A 22,005-nucleotide genomic window follows, 5' to 3' on the forward strand; every position below is an offset into this window, starting at 1 on the left:
GGCGCAGCGGCGCCGCGCGGCGCCGGCGCCGTCGTGGAACGAGAGTACACTCGCGCGATGCTCCGCCGCGCCATCGCCGCCGTCGCCTGGCTAACGCTGCTGTTCGCCCTCGCGTGCAGCTCCGCCCTGCCGCCGCCCCCTCCGGACGCCTCGCGGGCGGCGAAGCCAGGCGGCGCGCCGCCGAGCGCCGCGCCGGGAGCGCCGCTCGACGACATCATGGTCGCGGAGGGCGACCCCGGCCCCGTGCCGGTGACCCGCGCCGATCCGACGCGCGGCAGCCGGCTCGCGCCCGTGACGGTCGTCGTGTTCTCCGACTTCGAGTGTCCCTTCTGCAAGAGCCTGGGCGGCACGCTGCGGCAGCTGGAGCAGCGGTATGGCCCGGAGCAGCTGCGGGTCGTGTGGAAGAACTTCCCGCTCGCCTTCCACAGGCAGGCTCGGCCGACCGCGGAGGCCGCGATGGCGGTGTTCGCCCACGCTGGCCCCAGCGCGTTCTGGTCGTTCCACGACGCCATCTTCGAGGCGGACGAGCGGCTCTCGCCGGAGCTCGAGGCCGTGGCGCTCCGGCGGGCGGGCGTGACGCCGGGGCAGCTCAAGCAGCTCGTCCAGCAGAGCGGTGCGGCGCGGAAGGTCGACGCGGACATGGCGCTCGCCGCGCGGCTCGGCGTGGACGGCACGCCGGCGTCGTTCATCAACGGCGTCCTCGTCGTCGGCGCGCAGCCGGCGGAGCGGTTCGCCGAGATCATCGACGCGCAGCTCGCCTCGGCGCGGGCGCTCCGCGCCGAGGGGACGCCGCCGGAGCAGGTCTACGCGGCGCTCGCGAAGAAGAACTTCGCCCCCCCTGCCGAGGAGCCCGAGGACGACGAGGAGGCGGAGGCCAGCAAGGTGGTGCACCTCGTGCCCGTCGGCGACTCGCCGGTGCGCGGCAAGGACACCGCGCTGGTCACGATGGTGCTGTTCAGCGACTACCAGTGTCCCTTCTGCAGGCGGGTCACGCCGACGGTCGACAAGCTGGCGGCGCAGTACGGCGACAAGCTGCGCGTCGTCTGGAAGGACAACCCGCTCCCGTTCCATCCGCGGGCCGAGCCCGCCGCAGAGCTCGCGCGCGAGGCCCGGGCCCAGAAGGGGGATACCGCCTTCTGGCAGGCCAACGGCCGCCTCCTCGCGGGCGAGGCCGCCCTCGACGACGCCGCCCTCGAGGCCGTCGCCGCGGACCTCCAGCTGAACGTGGCGGCGGCGAAGCGCGCCATCGCCTCGCGCAAGCACGCGGCCAAGATCGAGGCCGACGTGGAGCTCGCGGACGATCTCGGCGCCGTGGGGACGCCGCACTTCTTCATCAACGGACGCCAGCTGGTCGGGGCGCAGCCGATCGAGAAGTTCCAGGCGATCATCGAGGAGGAGATCGCGAAGGCGGAGGCCATGGTCGTCGCGGGGACGCCGCGCGCGGGCGTCTACGAGGCCATCCAGAAGCAGGCGGTCCCGCCGGCGCCCCCGCCGCGGGTGTCCCTGCCGCCGCCGTCGAAGGAGAACCCGGGCAAGGGGGCGGCCGCCGGCAAGGTCGTCATCCAGATGTTCTCCGACTTCCAGTGCCCTTATTGCGCGCGCGGCGCGGCCACGATGGACGAGGTCCTCAAGGCCTTTCCGGGCAAGGTCCGTGTGGTCTTTCGGCACCTGCCGCTGCCCTTCCACCCGGACGCGCAGCTGGCCGCCGAGGCGGCCATGGAGGCGATGGCGCAGCAGGGGCCAGCCGGCTTCTGGAAGATGCACGACCGGCTCTTCAAGGACAACAGGACCTCGAACCTCGACCGCGCGGCCCTGGAGCAGCACGCCGCGGGGATCGGGCTCAACGCGGCGCGCTTCGCCAGGGCCCTCGATGAGCGCACCCACCGGGCCGCGGTCGAGGCCGACATGCAGATCGCGCGGAGCGCCGGCATCACCGGCACTCCTGGGTTCGTGATCAACGGTTACCTGATCAGCGGAGCCCAGCCGCTCGCCAAATTCAAGAAGGTCGTGCGCCGCGCCCTCGACGAAGCGCGCTGAACCGCACGGCCAGGGGAGGAGCGCGCGGGCCCCGGGCGCCCCGGCGCTCGGCGGCCGAGCGACCGGCCCGCCATGTGCGTTTCCCCGCGCGCCTCCACCGGTGTTGTCCGTTGACCTCGTGATAGCCTGTCCCAATGCCCAAACCGCGCGGTCGGGGGACATCGGCCGAACCCAGGCGCACCGTCAAGGCATCGAGCGGGCGCGCGCGCGCGCAGCCCCGCGCCAAGGCGGGCGAGCGCGGAGGCGCGGCGGCGGGCTCGCCGGTCGCGCTGCGCGACCGGCAGGAGCGCAAGCCGGCCAGCTCGCGGGCTCGGCCCAGGAAGGCCAAGGCAGCGGCCGCGCTGGCGGAGCGCGCGGCGACGAAGCGGCCGGCGGCACCTGGCAAGCGCGCGGCGCGCGCGGTGACGGAGCGACCCGAGGCGCCTGGCAAACGCGCGGTGGCGGAGCGACCGGCGGCGCCTGGCAAGCGCGCGGCGCGCGCGGTGACGGAGCGACCCGCGGCGCCTGGCAAGCGCGCGGCGGCGGAGCGGCCGGCGCGGCCGGGCAAGCGCGCGGCGACCGACCGGCCGGCGGCGCCGAGGGGACGCGCCGCGAGGGCGCGCGCCGACGAGCAGGCCCGCGTCGCGCCGCCGAAGCGGCGACGCCGGCGCGCCAAGGCGGAGAGCGAGGCGGAGCTCGCGCCGCCCCGGCCGCCGGAGCTCGACTGGGACGACACGCCGTCCGGCAGCGCCGAAGAGGCGCTCGCCCGGCGCTGGGCGGCGCGGGGCGAGGCGCTCTTCGAGCAGCTCGCCGCCCACGGCGTCTCGGCGCACGAGTATCGCGCCGACCTCAAGGACGGGCGCTTCGTCTGGATCGCGCCGGGCGGCCGCGTGTCGGCCGAGGCGCGCGCGCGCCTCCTCTGCAGCTTGTCGCGCGCCACCTCGGTCCTGCTCATGGCGTGGGCCGATCCGCTCGTCAGCGGCGCCGGGATCGAGCGCGTCGACGGGATGCCCGCGGAGCAGGACAGCGTCGACGAGGCGGGCGCCTGGCAGATCGCGATGGCGGCGGCCGAGGCCTGCGGCGCGGCGTACCTCTACCGCGTGTCCTCGCCGCAGGCCTGGTACTTCCTGGCGCTCGACGAGCTGACGTTCGTGCCGAAGCGCGCCTCGTTCCACCCCGGCGCGCCGGTCGGGCTCGTGCTGCGCGCCATCGTCGAGGTGCGCGAGGCGATCGCGTCGCGCGCCGAGCCCGCCGACGTCGTCCGCGACAGGATCTCGGCGCTCAGCGACTCGCTGTTCCACCAGGCCATGTACGCCTACCGCGACACCGACTGGGTCGCGCGCCTCGAGCGGACCGGCACGTGCCTGATGCACCTCGCGAAGCGCATCCCGCGCGCGAGCTACAGCGCGATCGCGGCCGGCCAGCGCATCGACGAGTGGCTGGAGCGCGAGCTCGCGGTCGAGCTGATCAACGCGCTCTCGCTCATCGAGGACGAGTGGAGCCTGTTCGGCTGACGGGCCGCCGCGTCGGGCGCCGCGTCGGCCGCCGCGTCAAATCGCGCGGCTGAGCCGGCCCCGGCGTCGCCCCTCGCCGCCGCCGCGCAGCGCCGCCGGCGGGGCGGCGCCTCTCGCCCCGCGCGCGCCGCGCGGCACCGCTCTTGAAGGGAGGAAGGGCGGGGGTGAGGGGAGGCGGCGATGGGTCGAGCCAAACTGTTCCAGGATCGCAGGGACGCCGGGCGCAGGCTCGCGCGGCTGCTCTCGGGGTACCGGAGGGAGGCGCCGCTCGTGCTGGGCCTGCCGCGAGGCGGCGTCGAGGTGGCTTACGAGGTGGCGCGCGCGCTGGGCGCGCCCCTCGATGTGTGGATCGTGCGCAAGCTCGGCGCGCCCGGGCAGCCGGAGCTCGGCGTGGGCGCGATCGCCGAGGGCGGCGAGGTGTACATCGACAGGAGCCTCGTCGGGCTGCTCGGGATCTCCGAGGCGGAGCTCGCCGCGATCGCGGCGCAGCAGGCCGCCGAGGTGGAGCGCGGGGTGCGCAAGTTCCGGGGCGACAGGCCGGTGCCCTCCATCGAAGGGCAGACCGTGATCGTCGTGGACGACGGCATCGCGACGGGCGGCACGGTGCGGGCCGCGCTGCGCGATCTGCGCAAGCGCTCGCCGCGGCGCCTCGTGCTCGCGACGCCGGTCGCCGCGCCGTCGAGCCTGTCGTCGCTCTGCCGCGAGGTCGACGGCGTCGCCTGCATCGAGGAGGATCCGAGCCTCCAGGCGATCGGCGCCTACTACGAGGACTTCTCGCAGACGTCCGACGAGGCGGTCTCGCAGCTGCTCGCCGAGGCGCAGCGCGAGCTGCCGCGGCCGCCGGAGGGCTCGGAGCGCCCCTTCTGCGTCCAGGCCGGGACGGCGGCGCTCCCCGGGGATCTCGCGATCCCGGAGCGGGCGCGCGGCCTCGTGATCTTCGCGCACGGCAGCGGCAGCGGCCGCAGGAGCCCTCGCAACCGCTCCGTCGCGGAGGCGCTCTGGCGCTGGGGGCTGGCCACGCTGCTCTTCGACCTGCTCACCGAGGGCGAGGAGGCGGAAGATGGCCGGAGCGGGCGCCTCCGCTTCGACGTCGAGCTGCTCGCCCGGCGGCTGCTCGGGGCGACGGACTGGGCCCTCGCGCGCCCCGAGCTCCGTCACCTCGGCGTCGGCTACTTCGGCGCCAGCACCGGCGCGGCGGCCGCGCTGATCGCCGCGGCGGCGCGGCCTCGCCAGGTCGGCGCGGTCGTGTCGCGCGGCGGCAGGCCCGACCTCGCGGGGGCGGCGCTGGCCCGGGTGCGGGCGCCGACGCTGCTCATCGTGGGCAGCGCGGACACGACCGTGCTCGGGCTGAACCAGGACGCCCTCGATCGCCTCGCGGGCCCGCGCCGCCTCGCCATCGTGCCTTCCGCGACGCACCTGTTCGAGGAGCCTGGCGCCCTCGCGGCCGTCGCCCGGCTCGCCGGGGAGTGGTTCGCGCAGCACCTGCCCCCGCGGGGAGACGAGGCGAGGGCGTGACGCCTCCAGGACAACACCGAACAGGTCGAAACCCAGAGAAGATGAACCACGGAGGCACAGAGGGCACAGAGTTTCTGGGTTGTCCCTCTGTGTCCTCTGTGCCTCTGTGGTTCAAATCTCTCCATTCCCTGGCGTTTCAACCTGAACAATGCCCTGGCGGCCTGCTCCGCTACCTGGAGAGCCAGACCGTGTACCCGTGCGGCATGAACGGCGCATCGTCGGGGTCGAACGGGTGGCTCCGGATCATGCTCCCCGCGTTGACGCCCACGATGAGCAGCCCCGACAGGCCGTCGAGCCCCACCACGGTGCGCTGCGCGCGGCTGCTGCCGAAGATGCCGGCGACATCGACGCGCCCGGCCTCGGCGCCCTGCCTGTCGACCTTCACGATCGCCCAGCGGAACAGCGCGGGCAGCTCCCAGTCGGCGACGAAGGTGATCTCGGCCGCTTCGAGGCCGGGCGCCGCCGCGCTCTCGGCCGAGAGGTCGAGCCAGAGGTACGTGGCGCCGGTCGGCTCGATCGGGCGCAGGGGCGCGACCCGCCGCGGGAGCGTGGCGTAGGGGAGCGACCACTCGAAGCGCACCCGGCCGAAGTCGCCGAAGCGCTCGGCGTCGGTGAGGTGGGCGCCGTCGCTGCGGCTGCCCAGGAACGCCCGCGCCACCGCGAACTCGAGGAGCAGGTCGTCGAGGTCCTTGCCGCGGGACCGGAGGGACGCCCGGAGCGCGTCGAAGATGTCGGGCTCGGCGTGGAAGCGCGCCGCGCCCGCGGGCGTGGACTGCGCCGCGATGGCGAGCAGCGACGCGGCGATCTGCGCCGGCGTCCCGGTGCCGTAGGCGTCGTCGAGGTACCACGGAAAGAGCAAGGCGCCGTCGAGCGCGCCGAGCGCCGCGCCCGTGAGCGCCCGCTCGGGCGCCCGCTGGAAGGCATCGACGGCGGCGAGCTCCTCGGCCGGGCACGGCGCCGCGACGGCGGCGAGGTAGCTCGCCGTCATCGCGAGCGCGCCCTCCTCCGCGCCGGCGTCGAGGCGCGCGGCGACGGCGTGGCCGAGCGCGTAGGCCGCGTCGGACGCGCTCGCGCACCCGCCTCGTCCAGGCCCCGCCGGCGCCGCGACCACGGCGAACGCGCTCGCGGCGTCGAACCGCTCGCCGAGCGCCCGCATGTCGTGCCCGACGCGGAGGGGGCCGCGGCGTGGGCCGCGCTCCAGGTAGAGATCGTACGCCGGCCCGCCGCCCATAATTCCGTCCTGGACGGGTCGTGGCAGGCCGAGCGCGTCGTAGGCGCGCATCGCGGCCTCCAGGTGAGCGAGGCTCTCCAGGAGGGCGGCGCCGGGGACATCGGCGGGCGCGTGCACGCAGACGGGCAGCGTGAAGGAGCAGGCGCGCTGCGGGGCGTCGCGCTCCTCGGGCCGCTGCACCGGCGAGACGACGGGGCGGCCCTCGGCCGGCGGGGTGGCGTCCGGAGCGGCGGCATCGCCGGGGGGAGCGGCATCGCCGGGGGGAGCGGCGGCATCGCCGGGGGGAGCCGCGGCCCGCGCGCTCGCGGCGGGCGCCGGCGGACCGGCCGGGGGCGCGCCCGGCGCGCCGGCTGCCGCCAGGGGAGGGCCGCCGAGGGCCGCGGCCAGCGCGAGCAGCGCGAGCAACGCGAGCGCGCCGGGCGCCTTGTGCCGCGGCGCGGGGGCGCGCGAGAGCTCGGGCGCGGGCTCCGGTCGCTGGGGTGGGGCGTGCGTGGGGCACGGTCTCATGGCGAGCTCGACAGGTACCGGGATCGACGAGGGTGTGTCCCGGCGGCGGCGCCTAGCTCATCGCACGAGCGGCGCCTCCTGCCCATCGCCGCGGCGCGCCTCGGGCCGGGGCTCGCTGGCCGCCAGCTCGAGACGGGAGGCCGCGCCGTGGAGGTATCCGGAAGCGCTCGACGCGGCCCTGAATGCCCTTGATTCGCTCTCAGAGGATCTCGACACGCTTTCTGGGATCATCCATGCACTTTCGATAGATCTCGGCATGTTGCTTGAATGCTATTGATATGTCCTCGGAGGATTTTGACACGTTCTCTGACGGTTCATTGATGAGCTTGTTGAGCGATCTCGGCACGCACCTTTGGATGTGTCTCGATGCGCTCTCAGAGGACTTTGACACCTTTTCTGAAGATTCTTGATGAGCTCGCCGAACGATCTGGGCATGTGCCCTGAGTTCCCTCGATATGCTCTCAGAGGACTTTGACACGTTTTCTGAAGATTCTTGATGTGCCTTCGAGAGATCTCGGCACGTTCCTTGGATGCTCTCGATGTGCTCTCAAAGGATTTTGACACATTTTCTGAAGGATTCTCCGGTGAAATGAGGGCCGCCGACGCGCGCTGGAAGCTCTGGTGCCGCGCCACACCATGCTCGCTCGCCCATTGTGGTGAATGTGCGCTGAACTCATTCGGGTCCTGGATCGGTCTCTCGATGACTGGATCCCATCCCCAGAACCGCTCCGGGTTCAGGCGACATGTGGCACGATGCCTATCGCGTGAAATCAAGCGTCTTTCTGGTGCTTGTCTCGCGGGCATGACCTCTGCAGAAGCGCGTCGTCATGAATCGTATATCCAGACGTCGCTTCGCCGCCGGACTGGGCGCCGGGCTCCTCGCCGCTCCGTTCCTTGGGAGGATAAACCACCTTCGCGCCGACGGTGGGACTGCCCGAAATCTGGTTATATTCTTCTCTCCCAACGGAACCCACCACCATCTCTGGCGGCCTCAGGGGTCCGGATCGAGCTTCTCTTTCCCCGCAGGCTCGATCCTCGAGCCGCTCGCGGCGCACAAGTCCGATCTCATCGTGTGCGACGGCATCGATTTCAAGGGCGTCGACAACCACGAGCCTGGCATGGTCAACATGCTCACGGGCGGCGGCAACGCCGGCAGCGCGAGCCGCGGCCAGAGCCTCGACTGGTACGTCGCCCAGGAGCTCGGCAGCCGACCGGTCAACCTCGGCATCTACACGAGCCCGTGGGGGACGAACTCGCAGACCCGCATGTCCTACAGCGCGGCGGGGCAGTTCGCCCCCATCATCGACGAGCCGCGGACCGCGTACAACCAGATCTTCGACGGCTTCACGGGCACCGGTGATTCGACCGGTACGGGATCGAACGAGGTCGATCCGAAGAAGAAGCGGCGGGAGAGCATCCTCCGCGTCACGAACGGCGAGATGGAGGCGCTGCGCGCCGGCGTGCCCGCGCGCGAGCAGGCGAAGCTCGACGCGCACATCGACGGGCTCAAGCTGATCGCGCCCGGCGCTGCCACGGGCACAGGCCCCGTCGGCGCGAGCTGCGGAACGGCGCCCGCGCCGCCGCCTTCGTTCAACCCGACCGACGAGGACGCTGTCCCCGACATCGCCACCGCGCAGATGGACCTCGTCGCCGCCGCGCTCGCGTGCGGGCGGACCCGGGTCGCGACCGTCCAGTTCTCTCACACGGTCTCGCCCTTGCACCTCCGGTGGCTCGGCCTCTCCGGCTCGGACCATCACTCGCTCTCGCACGCGAGCTCGGGCGAGGACGTCGACAAGTTCCGCATCGCGGAGCGATGGTTCGCCGAGCAGTTCGCCTATCTCCTCAAGAAGCTCAAGGCGACCGCCGGCTCCGGCGGCGGCTCCCTGCTCGACGAGACGCTGGTCGTGTGGGCGAAGGAGCTCGGCGACGCGCCGCTGCACCGGTGCGAGTCGGTCCCGTTCGTCCTCGCCGGCGGGAAGGCCTTCACGCCCGGCCGCTACGTCAACTTCGGCGGCGCTCCCCACCAGCAGCTCCTGGTCTCCATCTGTCAGGCCATGGGCCTCAGCAACAGCACCTTCGGCGACGCCTCGAAGGGCACCGGCCCGCTGGACGGGCTCGCGTGATGCGCCGTCATCCGCATGTCCGTCCGCCCACTTACCTTGGGATCACGAGGAACAAGCTCATGAACACAAACACGACGGGACCCCTCGACCAGGTGGATGCGTCGCTCTCCGGGCCTCTGCCGACGAGCGACGCCCCGCGGCGCGCGCTGCGGCAGCGCCTCGGCTACGCGCTCGTGCTCTCGTGCGCCACGGTGGCCGCCGCCGGCGTCGGCTGCACCAACCTGCTCGGCGGGGGAGGAGACGACGAGACGAACGGCGGAGACAACGCGGGCGCCCTGGACTCGGGGTGCGCCGACGACGTCGCGTTCTTCAAGGCGAACCTCTGGGACCCGATCATGTCCTCGAAGTGCACTGTCTGTCACACCGACACCGGCCTCGCGAAGGGGACCCGCATGGTGTTCGACACCTCGGGCACCGACGAGGCGCTCCAGGCGAACTTCGAGGCGGTGCGCGACATCGCCTCGCTCCAGGTGAACGGCGAGTCGACGCTCCTCCTGCGCCCCTCCGGCCGGCACCCCGATGGCCACGCCGGCGGCGCGCTCATCCCGTTCCAGAGCGAGGAATACGCGGTGTTCGAGAAGTTCGTCAACCGCGTCACCCTCGGCGTCGGCTGCGACCAGCAGCCGATCGCCTGCGAGCCCAACATGGTGTCCGGGCGGCGCGTCCTGCGCCGGATGTCCCGCGTCGAGTTCGACAGGACGGTGGCCGACCTCCTCGGCGTCGACGCGACCGGCTACATCCTGCCGACCGACGCGAACGTCGAGGGCTTCGACAACAACGCCGACGCGCTCATGCTCGCGGGGACCGACGTCCAGCTCATGCGCGACGCCGCCGAGGACATCTCCGCCAGGGTGATCGAGGAGCCGGGCGCGCTCGTCCCCTGCGAGCTCGCGACCGGAGACGACGCGTGCGCCACCGAGTTCTTCGAGAGCTTCGCGCGACGCGCCTTCCGCAGGCCGCTCACGCAGCAGGACCGCGCGCGGTACATGGAGCTCTACCGCAGCGTGAAGGCCGACGAGGGCTTCGCGGCGGGCATCCAGGCGATGATCACCGCCGCGCTCCAGTCTCCCTACTTCCTCTATCGGCCGGAGATCGGCGCCGTCGCGGCCGACGGCACGTACCAGCTCCTGCCGCACGAGATCGCGTCCCAGCTCTCCTACATGATCTGGAGCTCGATGCCGGACGACGAGCTCCTCAGCAAGGCCGAGTCGGGCGAGCTCGCGACGCCGGCGGTCATCTCCGCGGAGGTCGACAGGATGATGCAGGACCCGCGGGCCGACGCCGGCGTCCTCCGGTTCTTCAGGACCTGGCTGCAGCTCAACGCCAAGCCGTCGAAGGACATGGCCGCGTACCCGGAGTACACCGAGGCGGTCCGGCAGGCGATCGAGAAGGAGACGGCCGCCTTCGTGCGCCACCTCATCCGCGAGGGCTCGGGCTCGCTCGACGAGATGTACACCGCGAACTACTCCTACGTGAACCAGGAGCTCGCGTCGTTCTATGGCCTGGAGGCGCCCGGCGGGGCCGCGGACGAGGACGGCATGACGCGGGTCGACCTCACCGGGTCGAACCGCATGGGCATCCTCACCCTCGGCAGCGTCCTCAGCTCCCACGCGCACGCCGCCGAGTCGTCGCCCGTGCACCGCGGCAAGTTCGTGCGCGAGCAGCTCCTCTGCCAGCCGCTGCCGCCGCCGCCCGCGGGCCTCGACGTCAAGCCGCCCCAGCCCGACCCCACGAAGTCGACCCGCGAGCGCTTCGCCGAGCACTCCAACAACGAGGCGTGCGGCAGCTGCCACACGCTCATCGACGGGATCGGCTTCGGCTTCGAGCACTTCGACGGCGTCGGCCGCTACCGCGACAACGACGACGGGCACCCGGTGGACGCGAGCGGCAACATCGTCGGGGCGCCGAGCACGAGCGGTGAGTTCGACGGCACCGGCGAGCTCGCCCAGAAGCTCGCGCAGAGCCCCGACGCGCAGGCGTGCTTCACCCTCCAGTGGCTCCGCTTCGGCTTCGGCGCCATGGACCAGGCCGAGCTCTCCTGCATGGCGGAGCAGATCACCGGGCAGCTCGGGCCAGAGAACCTCACCATCGCGGGCGTCATCAAGGCGATCGCGCAGTCGCCGCGCTTCACGAAGCGCCTCGCCGAGGTGGCGGCGGATCCGGGCTCCTCGACGGAGGATCCCGGCGGCGACTCGGAGCCGTCGGGCACCGACAACGACCCCCCGCCCACGAACGCGGACTTCGACGTCGAGGAGAAGGTGGACTCGGTGTGGGACAGCGGCGGCTGCAAGTCGGTCACGGTCACCAACCTGGGCGACGCCAAGGCGGCGTGGGAGATCACCCTCCAGGTCGACGGCACGCTCTCCGACGTGTGGAACGCCGTGGCCGAGGCGGGCAACGCGGGCGTGAAGTTCACCGGCGTGGACTGGAACGCGCAGATCGAGAAGAGCGCGTCCGCGAGCTTCGGTTTCTGCTGGCGGGAGTGAGCCGCGGCGGCGGCGGCGCATCGCCCTAAAGCCCTACCACCCCGCCGCCGACCGGCGCGACCAGCGCCGGCGCCGGTCCACACGGCCGCGCCGGCGCGGTCGGCGGCAGGGCGGCGCCGGTGGCGCGCGGCACGCCGCGCGCCAATTTCCCTGGAATTCTGCTATCCTGCGCGCCCCTCGCCCGGTCCCGGGCGGGGCGAAAGCCCAGGACGCCTCAATGACCCATCCGCTTCACGACATCCTGCTCCCCGACAGCCGACATGACTTCTTCCCCGTCGTCATCGAGATCCCGCAGGGATCGAAGTGCAAGTATGAGCTCGACAAGAAGACCGGGCTCCTGATGCTCGACCGCGTGCTCTACTCGTCCGTGCACTACCCGGCCAACTACGGCTTCATCCCCCAGACGCACGCGGGCGACGGCGACCCGCTCGACGTGCTCGTCCTGATGCAGGAGCCGGTGGTGCCGCTCACGATCGTGCGGGCGCGCGCGATCGGCGGCTTCTTCATGCGCGACGACAAGGGTGTTGACGACAAGATCATCGCCGTCGCCGTCGATGACCCCTCCGTGGGCCACTACCTGACACACGAGGAGCTGCCTCCGCACGTGACCAAGGAGCTCATGCGGTTCTTCATCGACTACAAGACGCTGGAGAACAAGCTCGCCGAGGTGGACACGATGTACGACCGGAACCGCGCGCTGGAGGTCATCGAGGAGTCCGTCGCGAGCTATCGGTCGATCAGCGCCTGGTCCAAGGGCTGACGGCGGCCGGCCCATGGCGGGCTCGGCCACAGGAAAGCGCCGATGGATCGCGGTACAGGTGGATCACGCTTCCTGGACCGCTTCGCGTCCACCCCCGTCATTCCTCGAAAAAATCAAGAAACCGGCACCTCGCTCCCCGGTGATCTCCGGGAAATCGCGCGGCACACGGGTTGCTTATCGTCCGGGCATGGACCGCATTTCGATGCTCACGGAGACGGAGGCGATCGCCCAGCTGCTCGCCTCGAGGCTCGGGGTCGAAGCGCGCTGGACAGGCCAGCGGGTCCGGCCCTGCCACGGCATCGAGGACGGTACGAGCTCGCTCGCGTGGCGGACAGCCTCGTGAGCCGGAACGACGCGGCGCGTCCGAGCGCGAATGAGCGCGGACGAGCGCGGACGACAGGTCCGACGGCGACGAGGCGGAGCCCGGAGGCGGGCAGAGGCGTTGAGAGGCGCGAACAAGCGCTGACGGAACGTGATGAGTTGAAGCTGGGGCACGTGAGCATCGCGGGTAGATCGTGGGTATCTAGAGGCGACACCGCTTTATCGGGGCTTGACAACATGACAGACATCAGCTTTTCTCAAGCAATGATGAGCACGCTTAATAGCTTAATCTCGGCGAGCGCGTGCCGGCGCTACTCGGGGGTGGCACTCCTGCTCCTCGCCGGCCCGCTCGGTTGCTTGGGCAATCTGGGCGATGTCGACGGCTCGCCCCCCGACGACGACTCCAGCAACCCCCCTGATGATGGCACGCCGTCCATCGACGATCCGCCGCCGCAGCCCCACGACATCCCGAAGGTGTCGGCCTGCATGGTGGAGGACAAGAGCACCCCGGGGCCGCGCACCGTGCGGCGTCTGACGGTCGACCAGTTCGAGTCCACCGTCCGCGACCTCTTCCGGGATGAGAGCGTCGCCCTGCCGAGCATCTTCAACGATCCGCAGGTGCTCGGGTTCACGGCCGACGCGAACGCGCTCGTCATCCGCGACCTGACCGCGCAGCAGATCATGGACTGGGCCGAGACGACCGCGGACTGGGCGGTGACGAACAAGCTCAGCAGCATCACCACCGCCACGTGCGGCACCGTGGACGAGAGCTGCGCCGCCGAGTTCATTCGCGACTTCGGCCGCCGCGCGTTCCGCGAGAAGCTCACGGACGACCGCGTCGCCTCGTACAGCGCGCTGTTCACGGCGGAGAAGTCGTTCGAGGAAGGCGCCAAGGTGGTCGTGAGCGCCATGCTGCAGTCGCCGTACTTCCTTTATCGCCACGAGCTCGGGACGGACAACGGCTCGGGCACCTTCAACCTCACCCCGCACGAGATCGCGAGCAACATCTCGTACCTGCTGACCGGGACCATGCCGGACGAGACGCTCTTGCAGGCCGCCGACGCGGCCGCCAGCGCGGGCGCCACCCTGACCGGCGAGCAGATCGCCGAGCAAGCGCTGCGCATCATGGAGGACCCGGCGATGAGGCCGCGCGTCGAGGCAGAGATGATGCGGTTCATGCGCGGCTGGCTCCAGCTCAACCGCCTGGTCACCACCGTGAAGGACAACACGGTGTTCGAGCTCACGGACGTCACGCGCCAGGACATGATGAACGAGACGAAGGCGCTCATCGTGGACACCGCGCTGAACCAGAACGGCACGTTCTCCAACCTCCTGCAGGCGGACTACACGTTCATCAACAGCAACCTGGCGACCCACTACGGCCTCGGCGGCGCCGGGGGAACCGAGCTGACCAGGGTGATGCTGGCCGCGGGGCAGCGCGACCGGGGCATCCTGGCCCACGGCAGCTTCCTGACCGGGCACGGCGGCGCCAAGCTGTCCTCGCCGACCCAGCGCGGCAAGATGGTCCGCACGCGCCTCCTCTGCCAGCCGCTCGACCCGCCGCCGCCCGGCGTCGATCCGAACATCAAGGTCTCGGACACCCCGATGACGACGCGCGAGCTGCTCAAGCAGCACACGACGGCGGAGTTCTGCGGAGGCTGCCACAAGAAGATGGACCTGATCGGCGTCGGCTTCGAGCACTACGACACGTTCGGCCGGTGGCGGAACGACGAGGGCGGGCTCCCCATCGACGCGACCGGCACGGTCGTCGAGCCGCCCTCGGGGGATGCAGACGTCAACTTCAACGGTATCACCGAGCTGGCCGACTACCTCGCTGCGAGCGAGGATGTCAAGGACTGCATGGTTCGTTACTGGTCCTACTACGCGTTCGGCGACACCTGGGAGCAGGACGGCTGCACGTACGAGAGCGTCCGGCAAGAGGCGGACGCCGGCAACTTCGCCATCAAGAGCGTGTGGCTCGCGCTGACGCGCGCGCCGCACTTCACCCGCAGAGTTCAAGGCCCGTGACCCCACGGCTGCAACCCGCGAGATGATCGGTAGGAAGTGAAAGGATCGGCCATGCGCAGCCACAGTCGCAGGAATTTTCTCAAAGGTGTCGGGGCTAGCCTGGGGGCGAGCCTGCTGTTCTCTCCCTTCTACAACTCCCTTGCTGAAGCGGCGCCCGGCAAGAAGCCGAAGCGGCTCCTCATCTTCTTCACGATGGGGACGGCGCCCGAGGTCTGGAAGCCGACGAGCGTCTCCGGCGAGACCCCGACGTTCAGCGAGGCCACCTCGCCGCTCGCCGAGGTGAAGGAGAACATCGTGATGCTCGACGGGCTCCCGAGCGCGAGCCCCGGCAACAACCACGGGTCCGCCGACGGCCTCACCGGGATGGGCTACTCCAGCCAGGGCCCCTACGGGCTGATCTCCGTCGATCAGTTCATCGTGGAGAAGCTGAAGGGCTCCGGGCTGTCGACGCCGATCCCCTCGCTCCTGCTCGGCGCCGACACAGGCGGCGGCAAGACGGGCTTCTACAAGGGCACCAACCTGGTGCCGATCGGCTCGCCCATGTCGGCGTACTCGACCGTGTTCACCGGCGTCGCGCCGACGACGCCCACCCCGGGCGGCAACGACACCGCCGCGGCGGACCAGCTGCGCCGGCGCAAGAGCATCCTCGACAACCTCACGCGCGAGATCACCTCGCTCAAGGGGAACCTCGGCTCGGAGCAGAAGTACAAGCTGGACCTGCACCTCGAGTCGATCCGCCAGATCGAGCAGCGGCTCTCGAACTCCATGTCGAACGGCGGCGGAACGAGCGGCGGCGGCTGCACCGTCCCGACGGCGCCCGCTGGCGACATGTCGAACAACATGAAGGCCAACCAGCTTCACCTGGACATCATCTGCGGCGCCTTCGCGTGCGACATCACCCGGATCGCGGCGATCCAGTGGGGCTCGGATCAGTCGATGAACGTGAGCATCCCGGAGATCGGCCTGGCGGACGAGGAGCACAACGGCCTCATCCACGGCAACGACCCCGGGCACGTGAAGCTGATCAAGCTCGAGAAGTGGCTGCACGAGCAGTTCGTCGGCGTCATCAAGAAGCTGAAGACGACGCCCGAGGCGGACGGCTCGGGGATGCTCCTCGACAACACGCTGGTCGCCTGGTGCCGCGACATGGGCGACGCGCCGGCCCACACCCAGAACGAGATGAAGTTCGTCCTGGCGAGCGGCACGGGCGGTTACCTGAAGACGGCCTCGGGAGGCCGGTACATCAAGAGCAGCGAGCGGCACGAGCGCGTGCTGCTCAGCCTGTGCGACGCGATGGGCGTCACGGACTACTCCGGCTTCGGCGATCCGGGCCTGGGTGCCAAGTCCCCGCTCCCCGGCCTGGCGGCGACCTGAAATAAAGGGCGCGACGCCCCTCGCCGCGACGGGCGCGCCCCCACGCGCCTGTCGCGGCGAGCGCGCAGTTACAACACAGAGAGCTCAAGGTCGTGTGCCCCACGGCTGCACCTGCCGAACATCGGTAGCGAGTGAAAGGGTCGTCCATGCGCAGCCATCGTCGTAGAGAGTTTCTGAAGGCGCTCGGGGCGAGCGTCGGCGCCAGCTTCCTTTTCACGCCCTTCCTCGACTCGGTCGCCGATGCGGCGCCCGGGCGGAAGCCCAAGCGGCTGCTCCTGTTCTGCACGATGGGCACCGCCCCCTCGATCTGGAAGCCGACGAGCGTCTCCGGCGAGACCCCCACGTTCAGCGAGGCCACGTCGCCGCTCGCGGACGTGAAGCAGCACATCGTGCTCGTGGACGGCCTCCCCAGCGGGAACCCCGGGAACAACCACGGCGCCCCCGACGGCCTCACCGGCCTCGGCTTCGGCGGCGGCCCCGCCGGGCTGATCTCCGTCGATCAGTTCATCGCGGACAAGCTGATCGCCGCCGGGGTGAAGACGTCCATCCCCTCGCTCTTGCTCGGCGCCGAGAGCACGGTGAGCGGCGGGAGATCGCCGTACTATCGCGCGGACAACCTGCCGACCATCGCGTCCCCGATGTCCGCCTACTCGACCCTGTTCGGCTCGGCCGTCCCGTCGAACACCACGTCGGACGACCTGCTGCGCCGCCGCCGGAGCGTCCTCGATCACCTGAAGAGCGAGATCAAGACGCTGGAGGGGGGCCTCGGCTCCGAGCAGAAGCGCAAGCTGGAGCTGCACCTCGACTCGATCCGCCAGATCGAGGAGCGGCTGTCGAATGCGTCGTCCGGCGAGGGCGGCGGCTGCAAGGCGCCGACGTCGCCCGCCGGCGACCTCACCAACCCGCTGGCGGCCAACCTCGCGCACATGGATCTCATCGTCGGCGCGTTCGCGTGCGACATCACGCGGGTGGCCGCGATCCAGTGGGGCTCGGATCAGGCCATGAACGTCGAGCTGCCGGACATCGGGCTGCGGGGCGAGGAGCACGGCTCCATGATCCACACCGGCGCTCCCGCGCACCTCGACCTGATCAAGCTGGAGAAGTGGCTGTCGCAGCGGTTCGTCGACCTCATCACGAAGCTGAAGGCGATCCCCGAGGCCGACGGCTCGGGCACGCTCTTCGACAACACGCTGATCGCGTGGTGTCGCGACATGGGCGACTCCCCGAACCACAACATGAACGAGATGAAGTTCGTCCTGGCGAGCGGCGAGGGCGGTTATCTCAAGACGAGCCCTGGCGGCCGGTACGTCAAGAGCAACGAGCGGCACGAGCGCGTGCTGCTCAGCCTCTGCGACGCGATGGGCGTCACGAGCTTCAGCGGCTTCGGCGATCCGAACCTGCCGTCGAAGTCGCCGCTCCCGGGCCTGGCAGCCTCCTGAGGCGACCGGAGCGGCGCTCCGCGCGCGCCCCGCCAGGCGTACACTGGCCGCCATGACGACGCGCGAGCCTGCAGGATACGAGGCGGATCAACGGCGAGACGACCTGTCCGCGTACGCGCGGTACCTGGCCGCGATGGACGCGTCGATGCGCCAGAAGGTGGCGCTCACCGCCGCGCACCTCCTGTGCGAGGGCCGCGTCGCCGACATGGGGATGGGCTCGGGGCAGGGCAGCGCCGCGCTGGCCCAGCTCTACCCGCGCCTCGAGGTGATCGGCGTGGACATCGATCCCACCGTGGTCGAGCTCGCGCGCCGCGCCCATCAGCACCCGAACCTCGGCTTCCAGCTGGGCGACATCGCCGCGCCGGTCTTCCCCCCGGAGAGCCTCGACGGGGTCTTCGACTCGTCGGTGCTGCACCACGTGACCTCGTACGGCGGCTACCGCCACGCGAACGCCGCCGACGCGCTCGCGGCGCAGGTGCAGCAGCTCGCGCCGGGCGGCGTGCTGGTGGTGCGGGATTTCGTCGACCCGGGGCCAGGGCAGGTGCTGCTCGACGTGCCCGGCGACGACGGCGACGACGGCCCCGATCCCCGCAGCGCCTCGACGGCGGCGCTGCTCGAGCGGTTCGCGGGCGAGTTCCGCTCGCTGTCGGCGGAGCCCGGGTTCCCGCTCGCGCGCGTCGATCTCGAGCCTCCCGGCGCCCTGCCCGCGCCGCGCCCCGGGTGGCGCCGGTACCGGCTCGCGCACAAGCACGCGGCCGAGTTCGTCTTGCGGAAGGACTACCGCGCCGACTGGGAGGCCGAGGTCAAGGAGGAGTACACCTACTTCTCGCAAGCGCAGTTCGAGGCGCTCTTCGCCCGCCTCGGCCTGCGCGTGCTCTCGTCGACGCCCCTCAGGAACCCGTGGATCGTGCGGAACCGGTTCGCCGGCCGGTTCGACCTCCGCGACACCTCGGGGGCTCGGCTGCCCTATCCGCCCACGAACTACCTGATCGTCGGCGAGAAGGTGAAGGCCGGTCAGGGCGTCGCGTTCCGGCTCCGGGCAGCGGAGGGCGGCGCTCAGCAGTTCCTGCGGATCGAGCACCACCAGGATCGCGTCACCGGGCGGGTGTTCGACCTGGCGGCGAGGCCGCACCCGACGCTGGACATCGTGCCCTTCTTCTTCGCCGGCGAGAGCGCGTACGTGCTGGCGCGGACCAGCTATCCGCGGCCGATCGCGCACGCCTGCCGCGAGGAGACGCCGCCCCTCGACGGCAGCGGACCGGCCGACTACCTCGCCGAGCCGCTCGCGGTGGTGCAGACCGAGTTCCCGGTAGGGCACACGGTCGAGCGCACGCTGGAGCGGGCGGCCGGGGTGCCGCCGGCGGCGATCCACCGGATGATCCCCGGGACGACGTACTACCCGTCGCCGGGCGGAATCCTCGAAGAGGTGCGCTCGATGCTGGTGGAGGTCGAGCCCACGTTCGTGAACGCGCCCTCGGACAACGTCTCCGGCTTCAGCACGTCGGGCCGCATCCGCGCCATCGAGGCGCGCCAGCTGCTGCGCGCCGCGCAGGTCGGCGGCCTGCCCGACGCGCGGCTCGAGCTGAACGTCTACGACCTGCTGGCGCGCTTCGGGCTGCCGTTCGGGCCGTGGATCGGCGACGAGATCACGCTCGCCGAGGCGCGCGCGGATCAGCCGGGATCGAGCGCGGCGGCCGCCTCTGACGTTTCGCGCGCGCGCGGCGGCGCGGCGGCCGTCGTGCAGCCGACGCCGCTCGGCGCCCTGCTCGAGCGCCCGAGCCGCCGGCGCTTCTCGCGGGTGGACCCGGGCGCCAGCGCCGGGTTCCTCGAGGTGCGGCGGGCGCGCTTCGAGGAGCTGGCCGAGGGCGGCGGCGTCGTGGCCGCGCGCGAGCTGGAGTACGTGGTGCCGCGGCCGCTCGGCGCGCTGACCGTCTCGACCGCGCTGCTCGCGCGCGCGCCGTCGGGAGAGGTCCTGCTCGGCGTGGACGACCACGATCTGCCCGCCGCCCAGAGCTTCTCGGGCAACAGCGAGCTGCTCGTCGCGCCGGCGTGGCGGCTGCCGCGGAGCGCGCGCTCGCTCGCCGACGCCGAGGCGTTCGTGCGAGCGCGGCTGGAGGTCGAGTACGGCGTCCAGGTGGGGGAGGCCGTCGAGCTCGGGGGCGCCTACCGCCCCTCCGCCGGGCTGACGCCGGAGCTGGTCCAGCCGCTCGCCTTCGTCGTGGCCGCGGTCGCCCAGGAAGCCGCAGCCCCGGCCGCGCCAGCCCCGGCCGCCGCGGCGCCCCCGGGCGCGCCGGCGCCCGCGTCAGCCCGGCGGCTGCACTGGGTGCCGCTGACGTCGCTCGTCGCAGGCCGAGAGCGCCTGCCGGACGGTCACCTCCGGGTCGTGGCCCTGCGCGCCGCGCACGCGCTCGGCAGCTCCTCGAAGACCGTCGTGTCGCCTGTCTGATTCGGCATCTCGCCGTCACCCCCTCTCGCCGATCACCCCATCTCGGCACGCGCGATGACATCGTGTTCGTCGCGGGCGGACATCGGTCCGTCCGCCGCGCCAGTGCGCAAGATCGACCCCCTCGCGGACCAGGAATGAGCACGGGGTGCTCTCCGAGCGCCGCTGCCAGGGGCGCTCCTGCGGGCTGATGCCTCGGCACAGCAGCCGAGTGCGGTGGGTGGCGGCCTCGAGACATCAGCTGCGTTCGCGGCGTCGGGCCGGCTGCGCGCTTCCGGCGCGCCCCCGCACCGGGTGGCGGGATCCTGCCGCATTTCCTGGCTGGCACGCCAGGCGCTTACCGCGTCGTACACCGCCGGAGACCGGCCGCTCCCCGCAGCGCACGGCGGGACGGAAACCCCTCCATGGAACTTATGAGCAATTCCCTGAAGATCGCGATGGCTGGCCTCGGGCCTGCGAGCCGCTCCGTCCGGAGCGAGGTGCTCGGGCGGAGCCTCCAGGTCGATGCCGGACGGGCCGGCTCGTTCCTGGCGCTGCGCGCGCGCATGCTCGCGAGCCCCAGCCTGGCCGGCGCGCTGCAGTTCATGCAGGTCACGACCCGCCCGTGGGAGCCCCACGAGCTCGCGGCGTGGCTCCACGAGCACATCGTCGCTCCCGGATGGATGAGGGTCCCGCGCGCGCTGCGCGAGCCTGGCGCCGAGACCGTGGAGCTCGCCGGCATCGACGAGCGGCACCGCGAGGTCGCGGCGCTCGTCGAGCGCGCGCGGCGGCGCGTGGGGCTCGCGCTGCTCGACTTCGTGGCGCCGAACCCCGACGGCGGGTTCCTCCGCACGGCGCTGTACAGCGCGCGCGTGCGGTGGAGCGTCGTCGGCGAGCGCTCCGGCTGGCTGCCGGCGCCGCGCGAGAGCGACCTCCTCAGCGATATCGTGCTCAGCCTCTTCGCCGCGGAGATCCTCTCCGACGCGGAGCTCTACCGGAGCCACATGACCGTGTGCGCGGGCTGCGGGCGCGTCGCGTTCGCGCAGGAGGCGCGGCCGCGCAGCGCGGGTTGCCCGCGCTGCGACGGCGAGGTCAGGCGGCAGGCGCGCTGACGCCGCGGGCGCGCCACGCCCGTGCGGCGGGAGCGGGTGTCGAGCGAATGTCGACGGGCGGAGCCGGGAACAGCCGGGAGCACGACGGCCCGCGAGCGCCTCAGCGACGAAGTCGCTGAGCCCGCTTGTCCACCCTCTGCCGGGCGCGTGAGCCAGGCACCTCGAGCGGTGCTTTCTATCCGGAGGCCATGATTCCGGGGAAGGTGGGTCCGCATCAATCGACAGCGCGCAAGCGCTGAGCTTGACGACTCCAGCGGACTCCCATCAAGCTTGGCGCCGACATCATGAGCCAAGCCCGCCACACGAGCGCCCAGATGGATGAGCTCGCCCACGCAGCGCAGCGCGATGGGTTCTGTGTGATAAAGAACCTCATTCCGAAGAGCCTGCTGCTCTCGTGGCGTGAGGCCTTTTCACCGCTCCTCGACGCGCACATAGCGCGCGAGGGGCACCTCAAGAACCGGGGGCCAGCTCGCTATTATGTGACCCTCCCGTTCAAGGCCCCCTTCGCCGAGCCGCGCATCTACGAGGAGGAGACCCTCCTCGGCGTCGTCGAGCGCCTGGTCGGGGCCGACATGACCATGGTCCAGCTCGCGACCGATACTCCGCTCCTCGGGTCCGACTACCAGGATGTCCACCGCGACACCCCGCCGCTCTTCCCCGAGACAGGGAAGGAGACGCCCGCGTTCCAGCTCGCCGTCAACTTCCCCCTCGTCGACGTCACCGCCGAGAACGGCCCCGTCGAGATCGCCCGCGGCACGCACATGCTCTCCAAGGCGGAGGGCCTGCGGCGCCTCGAGATGGGCGAGGTCGCGCTCGAGCCGGTCACCATGGAGCTCGGCGACGTCATGGTCCGCGACGTCCGCGGCCTCCACCGCGGCACCCCGAACCGCACGCGCGAGCCCCGGCCCATGGTGGTGATCGGGTACAGCCGCCGCTGGCTCTTCCGCCCGGAGGTCTCGATCCGCGTGCCGCGCGAGGGCCTCGCCCAGCTGTCGGAGCGCGCGAAGCGCATGCTCCGCTTCAATCCCGTCGTCGACTCGCTCGACGCGCCGGACGAGACCGAGGTCTACCAGGCCTTCGCTTACTGACGCGCGCCGCCGCCCGCCCGCGGATCGCTCCCCGCGCGCCCCGCGACCGGAGCGCCCCTCGCGGGCGGG

General features: G+C 71.6%; 14 protein-coding genes. 13 read left to right on the plus strand and 1 reads right to left on the minus strand.

Going from position 1 to position 22,005, the window contains the following annotated elements; translation table 11 throughout:
• The first annotated feature begins 57 nt into the window (after positions 1 to 57).
• From WME85_RS52440 to WME85_RS52450, 3 genes are all read left to right on the plus strand, one after another.
• Entirely contained in the window at positions 58 to 2,037 is a 1,980-nt protein-coding gene (locus WME85_RS52440) for a DsbA family protein (RefSeq protein ID WP_437833260.1), read from the plus strand.
• A 134-nt stretch (positions 2,038 to 2,171) separates the two neighbouring features.
• Positions 2,172 to 3,530, plus strand: a complete 1,359-nt coding sequence (locus WME85_RS52445; RefSeq protein WP_437833263.1) for a DUF6882 domain-containing protein — start codon at positions 2,172 to 2,174, stop codon at positions 3,528 to 3,530.
• 180 nt (positions 3,531 to 3,710) lie between these two features.
• Complete coding sequence (locus WME85_RS52450) at positions 3,711 to 5,045, plus strand: phosphoribosyltransferase family protein (RefSeq protein WP_437833266.1); 1,335 nt, start codon at positions 3,711 to 3,713, stop codon at positions 5,043 to 5,045.
• Positions 5,046 to 5,214: 169 nt separating this feature from the next.
• Here WME85_RS52450 and WME85_RS52455 read toward each other — a convergent pair whose 3' ends face one another.
• Entirely contained in the window at positions 5,215 to 6,783 is a 1,569-nt protein-coding gene (locus WME85_RS52455; RefSeq protein WP_437833269.1) for a hypothetical protein, read from the minus strand.
• Positions 6,784 to 7,610: 827 nt separating this feature from the next.
• Here WME85_RS52455 and WME85_RS52460 point away from each other — a divergent pair.
• The 10 genes from WME85_RS52460 to WME85_RS52505 all read left to right on the plus strand — a co-directional run bounded on the left by WME85_RS52460 (position 7,611) and on the right by WME85_RS52505 (position 21,936).
• Complete coding sequence (locus WME85_RS52460; protein ID WP_437833271.1) at positions 7,611 to 8,906, plus strand: DUF1552 domain-containing protein; 1,296 nt, start codon at positions 7,611 to 7,613, stop codon at positions 8,904 to 8,906.
• A 59-nt stretch (positions 8,907 to 8,965) separates the two neighbouring features.
• On the plus strand, positions 8,966 to 11,392 hold the full coding sequence (locus tag WME85_RS52465; RefSeq protein WP_437833273.1) for a DUF1592 domain-containing protein: 2,427 nt from the start codon (positions 8,966 to 8,968) through the stop codon (positions 11,390 to 11,392).
• Positions 11,393 to 11,609: 217 nt separating this feature from the next.
• Positions 11,610 to 12,152, plus strand: a complete 543-nt coding sequence (locus tag WME85_RS52470) for an inorganic diphosphatase (RefSeq protein WP_437833276.1) — start codon at positions 11,610 to 11,612, stop codon at positions 12,150 to 12,152.
• 187 nt (positions 12,153 to 12,339) lie between these two features.
• Positions 12,340 to 12,495, plus strand: a complete 156-nt coding sequence (locus tag WME85_RS52475) for a hypothetical protein (protein ID WP_437833278.1) — start codon at positions 12,340 to 12,342, stop codon at positions 12,493 to 12,495.
• Between the two features lie 299 nt (positions 12,496 to 12,794).
• A complete protein-coding gene (locus WME85_RS52480; protein ID WP_437833281.1) occupies positions 12,795 to 14,501 on the plus strand; it encodes a DUF1592 domain-containing protein in 1,707 nt (568 codons plus the stop codon).
• A gap of 51 nt (positions 14,502 to 14,552) precedes the next feature.
• Positions 14,553 to 15,875 carry a DUF1552 domain-containing protein gene (locus tag WME85_RS52485; protein ID WP_437833283.1) on the plus strand — a complete coding sequence of 441 codons (1,323 nt, stop codon included), beginning with the start codon at positions 14,553 to 14,555 and terminating at the stop codon, positions 15,873 to 15,875.
• Between the two features lie 146 nt (positions 15,876 to 16,021).
• On the plus strand, positions 16,022 to 17,314 hold the full coding sequence (locus WME85_RS52490; RefSeq protein WP_437833285.1) for a DUF1552 domain-containing protein: 1,293 nt from the start codon (positions 16,022 to 16,024) through the stop codon (positions 17,312 to 17,314).
• Positions 17,315 to 17,366: 52 nt separating this feature from the next.
• Entirely contained in the window at positions 17,367 to 19,760 is a 2,394-nt protein-coding gene (locus WME85_RS52495) for a methyltransferase domain-containing protein (protein ID WP_437833288.1), read from the plus strand.
• Between the two features lie 410 nt (positions 19,761 to 20,170).
• Positions 20,171 to 20,848, plus strand: coding sequence for a hypothetical protein (locus tag WME85_RS52500; RefSeq protein WP_437833291.1), 678 nt, complete (start codon positions 20,171 to 20,173; stop codon positions 20,846 to 20,848).
• 284 nt (positions 20,849 to 21,132) lie between these two features.
• Positions 21,133 to 21,936 carry a phytanoyl-CoA dioxygenase family protein gene (locus WME85_RS52505; protein ID WP_437833294.1) on the plus strand — a complete coding sequence of 268 codons (804 nt, stop codon included), beginning with the start codon at positions 21,133 to 21,135 and terminating at the stop codon, positions 21,934 to 21,936.
• Positions 21,937 to 22,005 lie beyond the last annotated feature (69 nt).

It is taken from the genome of Sorangium sp. So ce1153, from assembly GCF_051521595.1.
Classification (GTDB): domain Bacteria; phylum Myxococcota_A; class Polyangia; order Polyangiales; family Polyangiaceae; genus Sorangium.

Bases quoted from the DNA above. Each gene is read 5' to 3' on its own strand.
- WME85_RS52440 (WP_437833260.1), top strand. From the start codon at position 58: ATGCTCCGCCGCGCCATCGCCGCCGTCGCCTGGCTAACGCTGCTGTTC.
- WME85_RS52445 (WP_437833263.1), top strand. From the start codon at position 2,172: ATGCCCAAACCGCGCGGTCGGGGGACATCGGCCGAACCCAGGCGCACC.
- WME85_RS52450 (WP_437833266.1), top strand. From the start codon at position 3,711: ATGGGTCGAGCCAAACTGTTCCAGGATCGCAGGGACGCCGGGCGCAGG.
- WME85_RS52455 (WP_437833269.1), bottom strand. From the start codon at position 6,783: ATGAGACCGTGCCCCACGCACGCCCCACCCCAGCGACCGGAGCCCGCG.
- WME85_RS52460 (WP_437833271.1), top strand. From the start codon at position 7,611: ATGAATCGTATATCCAGACGTCGCTTCGCCGCCGGACTGGGCGCCGGG.
- WME85_RS52465 (WP_437833273.1), top strand. From the start codon at position 8,966: ATGAACACAAACACGACGGGACCCCTCGACCAGGTGGATGCGTCGCTC.
- WME85_RS52470 (WP_437833276.1), top strand. From the start codon at position 11,610: ATGACCCATCCGCTTCACGACATCCTGCTCCCCGACAGCCGACATGAC.
- WME85_RS52475 (WP_437833278.1), top strand. From the start codon at position 12,340: ATGGACCGCATTTCGATGCTCACGGAGACGGAGGCGATCGCCCAGCTG.
- WME85_RS52485 (WP_437833283.1), top strand. From the start codon at position 14,553: ATGCGCAGCCACAGTCGCAGGAATTTTCTCAAAGGTGTCGGGGCTAGC.
- WME85_RS52490 (WP_437833285.1), top strand. From the start codon at position 16,022: ATGCGCAGCCATCGTCGTAGAGAGTTTCTGAAGGCGCTCGGGGCGAGC.
- WME85_RS52495 (WP_437833288.1), top strand. From the start codon at position 17,367: ATGACGACGCGCGAGCCTGCAGGATACGAGGCGGATCAACGGCGAGAC.
- WME85_RS52500 (WP_437833291.1), top strand. From the start codon at position 20,171: ATGAGCAATTCCCTGAAGATCGCGATGGCTGGCCTCGGGCCTGCGAGC.
- WME85_RS52505 (WP_437833294.1), top strand. From the start codon at position 21,133: ATGAGCCAAGCCCGCCACACGAGCGCCCAGATGGATGAGCTCGCCCAC.